This window comes from Bosea sp. F3-2, from assembly GCF_008253865.1.
Taxonomy (GTDB): Bacteria; Pseudomonadota; Alphaproteobacteria; order Rhizobiales; family Beijerinckiaceae; genus Allobosea.
Genome location: NZ_CP042331.1, coordinates 3,916,577 through 3,928,322, shown reverse-complemented (window position 1 = coordinate 3,928,322; position 11,746 = coordinate 3,916,577). Strand labels below are relative to the sequence as shown.

Sequence of the window (11,746 nt, the reverse complement as noted above, 5' to 3'; positions counted from 1 at the left end):
GCTTCCAAACGTGAACGTTGCGCGCGTCGGAAACCCGGTTCCGACGCGGATCCTGATCGGTGGCCCGCAGGCGGTGCCGCCCGACCGGTTTTCCAAAGGCGGCTCCAGCTCACGCAGGATCATCTGATCCGCCTGCCGAAGCCGCCGGCATAAAAAGGCGCCCCGCCGGTGTCGCTGCGGCGGGGCGAGTTGCGCCGCGGGGAGTGGGCGCACCGGGCTTGGCTCCCCAGGGAGGCGTTCGGGAACTACACGCGCTTGCGCAGGCGGGGATCGAGGGCGTCGCGCAGGCCGTCGCCGAGCATGTTGATGGCGAGCACGGTGATCGACAGGAACAGCGCCGGGAAGAAGATGATGTAGGGCTTGATCTGCCAGAGCGCCCGGCCCTCGGCCATGATGTTGCCCCAGGAGGGCGTGCTCGGCGGCACGCCGGCGCCGATGAAGGACAAGGCGGCTTCGGCGAGGATGGCGACCGCGCAGATATAGGTGGCCTGGACCGCGATCGGCGCGAAGGTGTTGGGTAGAATGTGCCGGAAGACCAGCCAGGGGATGCTCGCCCCGCAGGAGCGTGCGGCCTCGACATAGAGCTCCTCGCGCAGGAACAGCACGACGCTGCGGATCAGGCGCACGACGCGCGGCGTCTCGGCGATGGTGACCGCCAGGATGACGTTCCAGATCGAGGCGCGGTTGAGCGCGATCAGGGCGATGGCGAGCAGGATCGACGGGATCGCCATCAAGCCGTCCATCACCCGCATCACGAAGGCGTCGAAGCGCGGGAGGAACCCGGCGAAGACACCGATCAGGACGCCGAGCACGGTCGAGCCGAGCGCGACCGCAAAGCCGACCGTGAGCGAGACCCGTGTGCCGTAGAGCACGCGGGAGTAGAGGTCGCGGCCCAGCATGTCGGTGCCGAACCAGAAGGCCGCCACGGGTGGCTTGGCGCGGTCGAAGGCCGAGACCATCGTCGGATCCTTGGTGCCGAGCCAGGGCGCGAGGACCGCGACCAGGACCAGCAGAACGAGGACGAAGGCGCCGCAGGCGATGCTCGGGTGCCGGGCGAGCTGCCCGGCCCGGCCCTGCCGGCCGCGCGGTGCGGCATCGGACGTGATGGAGGTCAATAGCGGATCCTCGGATCGAAGACGGTGTAGAGCATGTCGACCAGCAGGTTGACGAGCACGTACATGAAGCTGAACAGCAGGATGACGCCCTGGATGACGGGGTAGTCGCGCCGCAGGATCGCATCGACCGTCAGACGGCCGAGGCCCGGAATCGCGAAGACGGTTTCGGTGACGATGGCGCCGCCGATCAGCAGGGCGACGCCGCTGCCGATCGTGGTGATGATCGGCACCGAGCAGTTCTTCAGCGCATGCTTGAACAGGATCTTGCGTTCCTCGGCGCCTTTCGCTCGCGCGGTCCTGACATAGTCCTGCGCCAGCACCTCCAGCATGGTCGCGCGGGTGATGCGGGCGAGCAGGCCGATATAGACGCTGCCCAGCGCGACCGCCGGCAGGATGAGGCTGCAGATCGCCGGCCAGACCCCGTTGGCGAGCGGCACGTAGCCCTGGACGGGCAGCCAGCGCAGCTGCAGGCCGAAGACGAAGGCCAGCAGATAGCCCACGACGAAGGACGGCACCGAGAAGCTCAGGACGGCGAAGACCATCACCATGCGGTCGCTTGCGGTGTTGTGCTTCCAGGCGGCGACGACGCCGATCGGCAAGGCCAGGATCACGGAGATGACGAGCGTCATCAGCATCAGCAGATAGGTCGGCTCCAGGCGCTGCACGATCATCGCCGCGACGGGCTGGTTGGTGAAGATCGAGAGGCCGAGATCACCGTGCAGCAGGCTCCAGACCCAGCTCCCGAAGCGGATCGGGAATGGGGCGTCGAGCTTGAGCGCGACACGGATGCGGGCGATGTCGGCCGCCGTCGCCTGGTCGCCGGCCATGATCGCGGCGGGATCGCCCGGTGCGAGATAGAGCAGGCCGAAGACGAACAGGCCGACGAAGGTCATGACCGGCAGCGATGCGAGCAGCCGGCGCGCGATATGCGACAACATCGGAAGGCCTAGGCCTTGGCCTGCATCGTGGTGAAGAGCGGCCGCTGCAACTGGATGCCGGTCAGGTTGCTCCTGTATCCGCTCACGGTCGCGAAGGCACCGAGCGGGATATAGGGGACATCGACCAGCGCCTGCCTCTGGATGTCCTCGCAGATCTTCTTCTGCGTGGCGACATCCGGCGCGTCGAGCCATTGCTGGCGCAGTTCCTCGAGGCGCGGCGCGGTGGGCCAGCCAACCCAGGCGTCCTTGCCGTTGCCGCGCAGGCCGATATGGCCGACCGGGTTGAAGTTGCTCATGCCCGAGAGCGCGGTCAGGAAGACGTTCCAGCCGCCCTTGCCCGGAGGCTCCTGGCTCAGGCGCCGCTGCATCAGCGTGCCCCAGTCCATCGCCTGGATGTCGACGTTCAGCCCGACCTTCTTCAACGTGTCGGCTGCGAGCAGGGTGCAGGGGTGCGTCCACGGGTAGTCGACCGGGTCGAGAACGACGACGGGCTCGCCCTTGTAGCCGGCTGCCTTGATTTCCTCGGCTGCTTTCTTGAGGTCGCGTGGGCTGGTGAAGGCTTCGAGCCCGGCATTGGTCGCCATTGGCGAGTCGGGGCTGAAATAGCCGACGCCGAACTGCCAGAACTCCTTGTTCTCCTCGCCGAAGGTACCGGCCATGATCGCCCGCTGATCGAAGGCCTTCAGCAGCGCCTGCCGGATCGCCAGGTTGTTGAACGGCGGCTGCAGGTGGTTGAAGCGCATGATCGCGAAGTTGGGCGTCGTGCGCGGCAGGAGTTGGATATTGGGATCGGTCTTCAGCACGGGCAGGAAGTCGGCCCCGACCATCTCGATGATGTCGACCTCGCCGGCCTGGAGCGCGGCGGCGGCCGTCGAGGCGTCGACGATGATCTGCCAGGTGATCCGGTCGAAATGCCCGATCTTCGGGCCGGCAGTGTAGGAGGGCGGGAAGCTGTCGCTGCGGGGCTTGTAGCCTGCGAACTTCTCGAAGACGGCCTTCGAGCCGGAGATCCATTCCGCCTTGACGAAGCGGTAGGGACCGCTGCCGATGCTCTCGCGGATCTGCTCGTTCGGGGAGGTGTTGGCCAGGCGCTCCGGCATGATGGCGGGCATGTTCGAGCCGCTGGTGGCCAGGGTCATCGGCAGGAGCGGGAACGGCTTCTTGAGCTTGAACAGCAGCGTGCGGTCATCGACGGCGGTCAGCGTGTCGATCACGGCCAGGAGGGCGCTGCCCATGAAGTCGCGCTTGCCCCAGCGGGTGATGCTGGCGACGCAGTCCTTGGCCAGGACCGGCTGGCCGTCATGGAACTGCAGGCCGTCCCGCAGCTTGATCGTCCACTGCAGCTTGTCGTCCGAGACGACATGCCCCTCCGCCATCTGCGGGTGGACGTTGTAGTCCTTGTCGAAGCCGTAGAGCGTGTCGAACACCAGGTGGCCATAGACCTGGACGATGGTCGAGGTGCTCCAGACCGGGTCGAGGATGTTCAGGTCGGCTTCCGGAATATAGCGCAGCTCCCTCTTGTCGGCGGCATGGGCTGGTGCCGTGAAGAACGGAGCCAATTGGGCAAACACCGCCGACTGTGCGGCGAGCCTCAGGACGTCGCGCCTTCTCATTTTTTCTCTCCCCGTTATTTGGTGTTGTTGGGGAGTGATCATGATGCGGCATGCCGCATGCGCAAATTAAATTATCCAATTTCTATTATTTGATCTCTGAATGTAATGCATCGCAGCGATCATTGTTATGTGCCGGTGCTGAAGCGCGCGGCCAGCACCGCGCTCATGCTCTCGACCAGCTCGGCGACCGGCCCGCTCTTCTCCCAGGAATAGATCGAGGTCACCATCGCGGGCTCCTTGCCGAAAGGGGCGTAGGGCCGCAGGCGCCGGCCGGCCGCGGCCTCCATCGGCAACAGCGACAGCCCGAGCCCGGCTTCAACCGCGACGAGCACGTTGTAGAGGCTGCTCCCCGAGAAGGCGATGTACCAACGCCGCTGCTCCCGCTCGATCCGCTCGAACATCGCCTCGCGATAGAGCCCGCCGGGCGGAAAGGCGACCAGCGGCAGCGGATCCGGCCAGCTCGCGGGCGGGTCGACGCTCTCGAACCAGGCCATGGGTTCGGGGAAGGTGGCGCGGTGATCGGCGCTGGCAGAGGCCTCCTTGACGACGGCGATATCGAGCTCGCCGGCGCGGTAGCGCTTGGTCAGTTCGCGGCTGAGGCCGGCGAAGACGTCGAGCCGGATTTCCCGATGTTGCCGGGCGAAGCTGGCGAAGACCTTCGCCATCGCCCCCGTAACGATATCCTCGGGCACGCCGATGCGGACCGAAGCCGTGCCAGCGGGGTCGCCGAGCATCGCCTCCGCTTCCTGCTGCAGCGCCAGGATGCGCCGGGCATATCCCAGCAGCCGCTCGCCCGAAGCCGTTGGCCGGACCGGTCGCGCGACGCGGTCGATCAGATCGAGGCCGACCGCATCCTCCAGCCGGGCAAGCTGCTGGCTGATGGTCGATTGCGTCATGTTCAGCCGCTCGGCGGCCTGGGTGAAGCTGCCGGTATCGGCGATCGCCGCGAAGGAGCGCAGAAGACGTGGGTCGAGCATGGGCGCAAGGAGAGCTGGAGCCGCAGATGACCTCCGGCCGGGACGGCGGAGCAGAGCGCCGATCATTCACAGATTCATTGATGTGCATCCAGATATTTAATTTTCATATGGAGTCGGGCGTCCCTATCTAGGTTCGGGCCGGTATCTGGCCTGGGCGCCGGGATGTCAGGCTCGGTCCGGGGCGGAGTGCTCTGGATGCGGTTTGACCGGTATCGTGCGAGCGGCAACGCGATGGCCCGGGCATGTCGCGCCGGCGAACGGGGCGTTGCAGGGCAAGACGTTGCAGGAGGCGAAATTGCCCAGATCTTTTGCGATCCGCGCATTCGCTGTTCTCATGCCGCTGCATCCGCAGTCCGGCAGTGATCTCTGTGCCGAGTGGAAGCAAAGGCAGGCCAGGCCGGCATGAGCGCCAGGAAGGTTCACCCTGCTCCGTCGCGCCTGCTCCTGCTCGCCGTTGTCGTGCTGGTCGGCCTGAATCTCAGGCCGTTCCTCACCGGCATCGGGCCGCTGGCGTCGCGTATCCAGGAGGCGACCGGCCTCGACTATCGGGCTATGTCGCTCTTCACTCTCGTTCCCATGGTGCTGATGGGAGTCTGCGTCCTGGCCGGCCGCTGGGTCGAGCGGGTCGCGGGGGCGCGGGCGGCCATCATCGCCGCGCTTCTTGTCCTCTGCCTGGCCTCGGCCCTGCGTCTCGTCGTCGAGAACGGCTATGCGCTGATTGTGACGGCGGCCTTCTGCGGCATCGGCGTTGCGATCGTGCAGGCCGTCTTCCCCGGCATCATCAAGGCGCATTTCCCGCGCCAGGTCGCCGTCATGATGGGGCTCTACTCGGCCATGCTGATGGGCGGAGGCGCCCTGGGGGCGCAGGCCTCGCCGCTTGTCGCCGATCTGACCGGAAGCTGGCATGCCGGTCTCGCCTGGATCGCCGCGCCGGCTTTCCTCGCCGCCCTGCTCTCGGCCTTCACCTTGCCGCGCGGGCGATCGGTGCGAGCGGGCGCCTTGCGGACGGGCTTGTTACTGCGCCGGCCGCGAACCTGGCTCCTGATGGCGTGCTTCGGCTTGGTCAACGGGGGCTACTCGTCCATCGTCGCATGGCTTGCGCCGTATTATCAGACCCTTGGTTGGACCAGCGCCGCGAGCGGAACTCTCCTAGCCGCTATGGCCACGAGTCAGGCCGCTGCGGCGCTCGCCATGCCGGCTCTGGCGGCACGACGCCAGGACCGGCGCCCGTGGATCATCCTCGCGCTCGGTCTTCAGATCGTTGGCTTTGCGGGAATCGCATTCTCGCCGAACCTGGCACCCATAGGCTGGAGTGTTCTGGTCGGTGCCGGGCTCGGCGGCGCCTTCGCCCTGTCCATGGTGGTCGCGCTCGATCATCTGGAGAATCCGGCGGATGCCGGGGCGCTCTCGGCGCTGATGCAGGGCGGCGGCTTCCTGCTGGCGGGTTTGTCCCCCTGGATCGTGGCGGTCCTGCGGGACCATAGCGGCAGCTTTGCCACAGGCTGGCTCATGCATCTCGGCTGCGCCGCGCTGGTCACGGTTTTAGCCCTGCGCTTCGTCCCGCATGGCTATGCGCGCTCCATGAACGTCTCGGTCGGCGGCGACCCGGAGGTCGCGCGCTCGTGAGCCCACGACTGCCGGAGCGCACTTTCAGGGAACCCAGTCTCGCTCCAAATTTTGCAACTCCACTCAATCTGTGAGGCGAACTACCTCACAAGGACGGCCGCTGAGCGCTGTCTTCGCAGTCCGCGAAACAGCTTCACTCGTTCCGCGCCCTGGCGACGGAGCTTCTAGCACTTGTGTCGCCCCGCCTTGACGCCCAATCCCGATCACGAAGCAAGCGGCAGGCGCCCGCATTTCCGCTATAATGGGAGCATGACGATCGGGATCGCCGGATCCGGACGAAAGGCGCCACGGCAAAACGTCGTGGTCAGCCTCATCATTGCGGCCGTCGCCCTTGGGGTTTGCCTGATCCTGCTCGGGCTTGCGAGTGACTTGCTGGTCGATTGGCTGTGGTTTTCCTCGATCGGTTATCTGCAGGTCTTTTGGACGACAATCGGCGCTGAAGCTGTCGTCTTTCTGGCTGTCTGGACCGCGACGGCCGTCATTCTTTGGCTGAACGGATGGCTCGCAGTGCGCTTTGCCCGGCGCCAGCCGATACAATCTGTCGCCGGCTTCACGGCACAAGCGAGCGGCAGTATGCCGCCGCCCGATCTGCTCGCGCTCGTGCGCGATCGACTGCGCTGGTCCTGGGTTATCGCGGCCGGTGTGGGCTTGCTCGCGCTGCTCGTCGCCGCGGCAGAGGTCGGCAATTGGGGGATCTTCCTGCGGTTTCACTATCAGGTGCCCTATGGCGTGGACGATCCGCTCTACGGCAAGGACATCGGCTTCTATCTCTTCTCGCTACCCGCCTATATCCTCATCAAGAACTGGATGCTGCTCACGCTGGTTTTGAGCGCGCTGTTCGCCGCGACGATCTACTGGGTGCACGGCGACATCGAATACGAGGTGCAGCGCCGATCGATGTCGCCGACGGTGATCGCGCACGGCTCGGCCTTGCTCGGTCTTCTCTTCGCGGTGAAGGCCTGGTCCTATGGTCTCGACCGCTATCTGCTGCTCTATGGCGACAACGGTGTGGTCGTCGGCGCCAGCTACACGGATGTCCATCTGGGCCTGCCGGGCCTGTGGCTCTTGATCGGGTTTTCGATCGTCGCGGCGTTCGTGGCGTGGGCAAACCTCTGGGTGCGCACTTACCGGCTTCCTGCCGCCGCGTTCCTGCTCGTCGTGCTCGGCTCTTTCGTGCTGTCCGGCGCAGCCCCTGTGCTGTTCCAGCGGTTTTTCGTCAGACCAAGCGAGTTGCAACTGGAGAAGCCGTATATCGAACGCAACATCGCGCTCACCCGGCAGGCCTATAATCTCGATCAGATCGCCGCCAAGCCGTTTGCCGCCGAGCAGAAGCTGTCGCGCGACACGCTGGAGGCCAACAAGGCGACAATCGACAATATCAGGCTGTGGGACTGGCTGCCCTTGTCGGATACCTACGCGCAGCTGCAGGAAATTCGCACCTACTATAAATTCCATGATCTTGACGTCGATCGCTACTGGCTCGACGGTTCCTACCAAAGCGTGATGCTTTCGGCTCGCGAATTACGGCCCTCTCTGCTGCCGCCGAATGCCCAGACATGGGTCAACCGCCACGTGCTGTTTACGCACGGCAACGGCGCGGTGATGAGCCCGGTCACCCGAAAGAGCACTGAAGGACTGCCGCTCCTCTATTTGCGGGATATTCCTCCCGTTGCAGACGGGGGTCCCGAAATCCACGAACCGCGCATCTACTACGGAGAAGGGAGCGATAGCTACGTCATCGTCAAGGGAAGCACGCCGGAGTTCGATTATCCGAAGGGGAAAGACAACGTCTATGCCGCCTATGACGGTACCGGCGGCATTCCGATCGGAGCGATGGCAAGCAGAATGCTATTCGCCTACTACTTCAACGACCCGAACCTGCTTCTCTCAAGCTACATCACTGCCGACAGCCGGATCATGATCCGCCGCAATATCCAGGAACGGGTCCGAACCATCGCTCCGTTTCTCAGGCTCGATCACGATCCTTATCTGGTCATCAGCAATGGGCGGATGTTCTGGATGCAGGACGCCTACACGACGAGCTCCTATTTCCCTTATGCGCAGCCAGCGCAAGATATCGATCTCAACTACATCCGCAATTCGGTGAAGGTTGTCGTCGATGCCTATAACGGGACCGTCGACTTCTACCTGATGGATCCCGGCGATCCGATTGCCGCGACCTACCAGCGCATCTTTCCGAGCCTGTTCAAGCCGTTCGCGGCCATGCCTTCAGACTTGCAGAAGCACATTCGCTATCCGGAGGAGTTGTTCCTGATTCAGGCGCGGCTGTATCAAACCTACCATATGGAGGCGGCCGACGTTTTCTATAACCGTGAAGATCTTTGGCAATTCCCCCGCCAACCGGGTGGCGGCGGCACCGCAATGATGGCGCCCTATTACATCATCATGCGGTTGCCCGGGGAGTCTCAGGCCGAGTTCTTCCTGATGCTCCCGATGGTGCCCAGCCGCCGCGACAACATGATCGCGTGGCTCGCCGCGCGCTGCGACGGGCCCGATTACGGCAAGCTGATCGTTTACGAATTTCCCAAGGAAAAGCTTGTCTACGGGCCGTTCCAGATCGAAGCGCGGATCAATCAGAGTACCGAGATCTCCCAACAGATCACGCTGTGGAACCAGATGGGCTCGCGGGTGATCCGCGGTGCGAACTTGCTTGTGATCCCGATCGAGAACTCGATCCTTTATGTATCGCCGCTCTATTTGCGAGCCGAGCAGGGCCATCTGCCGGAGCTGAAACGTGTGATCGCAGCCTATGGTGAGCATGTGGTGATGAAGGAGACACTCGCCGAGGCCTTGTCGGCGCTGTTCATAGGATCCGGTGCCGCGCCGCCAGCTTCACGCACGACAGAGGGGATGCCCGTGAAAAGCCCCCCGGCAAGGCAAGCACGGGAGGCGCTCGATCGCTACAATCAGGCCGTGGAGCGATTGAAGTCCGGAGATTGGAAAGGCTTCGGCACGCAGTTCGATGCAATGCGCGAGCTTTTGGAGGACATGAACCGAGACCCCACCGGCCACTAAGCCGCAGTGACGATTGTTATTCTACAGTCAGGCCACATGCTCGCGCACCAGCACCGCCTCAGCTTCCGTGAGCGTTTGGGTCGGGTTGGCCATCGGGAGTTTTCGGCAGGCCCGTGTGCCGGTCTCCAATCTGCGCCGCGGCCACGGGGCGATCCCCCTCGATGGCCAGCTAGCTCTCATCTCATTCTGCCAGAACCCGTGCGCGGCACCCTTTCGACGATGAAGCGCCCTCACGCGTAGGATCTCTAGCGGTGAAATGATGTCCGCTACGGGTCTTAGTTGTGCCAAGACCCCATGTCAGAAGCGCCCGATTGCATCGGCAGCATGAATGGGGGCCGACCACAGGTGGCGAATGGATGTGACCGGCGCGAGCCGGCTGTCGACGCGCTGGCGACGGAAGCGCAGGAGCTGAATTCTCGCCCCGCGTCCGAGGATCGAGAGGGCGAGGCCACGGCGCGCGGGCCGGCCTCTCAAACCAGCGATGACGGGTCTCGCCAGCCCAAGAAGGCCCCACGCGCCGGCGGCGGCTCGTTCCTGAGAACGGCGGTTTATGCCGGGCTCGCGCTCTGCCTGTGTGGCGTCATCGTCTTGGGCGGCGGCGTCGCCTACTACGCCTCGCAGCTACCTCCGATCAATCAGCTCACGGTGCCGAAAAGGCCCCCGAACATCGCCATCCTGGCGAGCGGCGGCTCGTTTATTGCCAATCGCGGCGAGACGGGCGGCCGCAAGGTCTCCCTGGAGGAGCTACCGCCCTGCCTGCCCAAGGCTTTCGTAGCCATTGAGGACCGGCGCTTCTACGACCATTGGGGCATCGACCTGATGGGCCTCATCCGCGCAGCCTACCGCAATCTGACCCATGACGGCGGCCTCCAGGGCGGCTCGACCTTGACCCAGCAGCTCGCGAAGAACCTGTTCCTGACCCAGGAGCGCACGGCTTCGCGCAAGATCCAGGAAGCGATCCTGTCGCTCTGGCTGGAACGCAACTACAACAAGGACCAGATCCTCGAACTCTATCTCAACCGCGTCTATTTCGGCGCCGGTGCCTATGGTGTCGAGGCGGCGGCTCAGCGCTACTACGGCAAGTCGGCCCGCAACGTGTCGCTGTCGGAAGCCGCCGTGCTGGCTGGCCTCGTCCAGTCCCCGTCGCGCCTGGCACCCAACCGCAACCGCGAGGCCGCGCGGGCCCGCGCCGAACTCGTGATCGCGAACATGAAGCAGCTCGGCTTCATCACGCTCGACATGGCAAAGGCGGCTCTTGGCACACCGGCCGAGCTCGTGCGCCCAAAGGGAGCCGGTTCCGCCAATTATGCCGCTGACTATGTGATGGAAGTGCTCGACGACGTCGTCGGCACCATCGACACCGACATCGTGGTCTCGACAACCCTCGAGCCATCCATGCAGGCGGCGGCCGAGCGGGTGCTCGTCGACGAGCTCAACGCCAAGGGTCAGAAGTTCAATGTGAGCCAGGGCGCCTTCGTGGCGATGCGGCCGGACGGGGCTGTGACAGCTCTCGTGGGTGGCCGCGACTACGAGACGAGCCAGTTCAACCGGGCGACCTCCGCCCGCCGCCAGCCGGGCTCGTCCTTCAAGCCCTTTGTGTATCTGGCGGCCCTTGAACGGGGGCTTCGCCCCGACACCGTGCGCACGGATTCGCCGGTCAACATCAACGGCTGGAAGCCGGAGAATTATGACCGCGGCTATCGAGGGCCGATCACCTTACGCAAGGCTCTTGCGCTCTCCCTCAATACAGTGGCGGTGAAGCTCAACATGGAGGTCGGGCCTAAGGCCGTCGTGCAAACGGCACAGCGCCTCGGCATCACCTCTCCGCTCCAGGCCGACCCCTCGATCGCGCTCGGCACCTCCGAAGTCACGCCACTTGAGCTCGTCGGCGCCTATGCGACCTTCGCCAATGGGGGTTTCGCGGTTGTGCCTTACGTGATCACCGAGGTGAAGACTGCGGATGGCAAGCTCATCTTCAACCGCCCGGCGTCGGGCGATCTGGACCAAATCATCGATCCAAGCACCGATGCCATGATGAACGAGATGATGCACAACATCTTCGTCATCGGCACGGCCCAAAGGGCGCGGGTGCCCGGCTGGCCCATGGCTGGCAAGACCGGCACCACCAACGACTACAAGGACGCTTGGTTCGTGGGCTTCACCGGCAATCTGGTTGCAGGCGTCTGGCTCGGCAACGACGACAGCACGCCCACCAAGGGCGCATCTGGCGGCAACCTGCCGACCGACATCTGGTACAACTTCATGAAGATCGCCCTTAAGGATCAAAAGCCAGTCGGCCTGCCGGGCGTGGCTGGCGCCGGACAGGATCCGCGCTATGCCAATGCAGGCGAAAGCGGCCGGGGCCAACCCCGACAGCGCGCCAAGCGCCAGAAGAACTTCTTCGAGAGGCTGTTCGGGCTCTGAGGTTCCGTCATTCAACC

7 protein-coding genes are annotated in these 11,746 nt (G+C 64.5%); 3 read left to right on the top strand and 4 right to left on the bottom strand.

The genetic code is table 11. The features are described from left to right. Positions 1–245 precede the first annotated feature (245 nt). The 4 genes from FQV39_RS18005 to FQV39_RS17990 all read right to left on the bottom strand — a co-directional run bounded on the left by FQV39_RS18005 (position 246) and on the right by FQV39_RS17990 (position 4,643). Positions 246–1,115: an ABC transporter permease gene (locus FQV39_RS18005; RefSeq protein ID WP_187639975.1), complete on the bottom strand. Its 870-nt coding sequence runs from the start codon at positions 1,113–1,115 to the stop codon at positions 246–248. Beyond that, a complete protein-coding gene (locus tag FQV39_RS18000; RefSeq protein WP_149131536.1) occupies positions 1,112–2,053 on the bottom strand; it encodes an ABC transporter permease in 942 nt (313 codons plus the stop codon). Before FQV39_RS18000 ends, FQV39_RS18005 begins: the two co-directional genes overlap by 4 nt. Before the next feature lie 8 nt (positions 2,054–2,061). Then, the gene (locus FQV39_RS17995; RefSeq protein WP_149131535.1) at positions 2,062–3,666 is read right to left on the bottom strand and encodes an ABC transporter substrate-binding protein; all 1,605 of its coding nucleotides are present in this window, start codon (positions 3,664–3,666) and stop codon (positions 2,062–2,064) included. Between the two features lie 125 nt (positions 3,667–3,791). Continuing rightward, on the bottom strand, positions 3,792–4,643 hold the full coding sequence (locus FQV39_RS17990; protein ID WP_149131534.1) for a LysR family transcriptional regulator: 852 nt from the start codon (positions 4,641–4,643) through the stop codon (positions 3,792–3,794). 402 nt (positions 4,644–5,045) lie between these two features. On the opposite strand from FQV39_RS17990, the gene FQV39_RS17985 reads away from it, so the two are divergent. From FQV39_RS17985 to FQV39_RS17975, 3 genes are all read left to right on the top strand, one after another. Continuing rightward, positions 5,046–6,269, top strand: a complete 1,224-nt coding sequence (locus FQV39_RS17985; protein ID WP_149131533.1) for a cyanate transporter — start codon at positions 5,046–5,048, stop codon at positions 6,267–6,269. A 249-nt stretch (positions 6,270–6,518) separates the two neighbouring features. Then, the gene (locus FQV39_RS17980) at positions 6,519–9,305 is read left to right on the top strand and encodes a UPF0182 family membrane protein (RefSeq protein ID WP_149131532.1); all 2,787 of its coding nucleotides are present in this window, start codon (positions 6,519–6,521) and stop codon (positions 9,303–9,305) included. Positions 9,306–9,629: 324 nt separating this feature from the next. Next, positions 9,630–11,729, top strand: coding sequence for a transglycosylase domain-containing protein (locus FQV39_RS17975; RefSeq protein WP_149131531.1), 2,100 nt, complete (start codon positions 9,630–9,632; stop codon positions 11,727–11,729). The last annotated feature ends 17 nt before the right edge of the window (positions 11,730–11,746 follow it).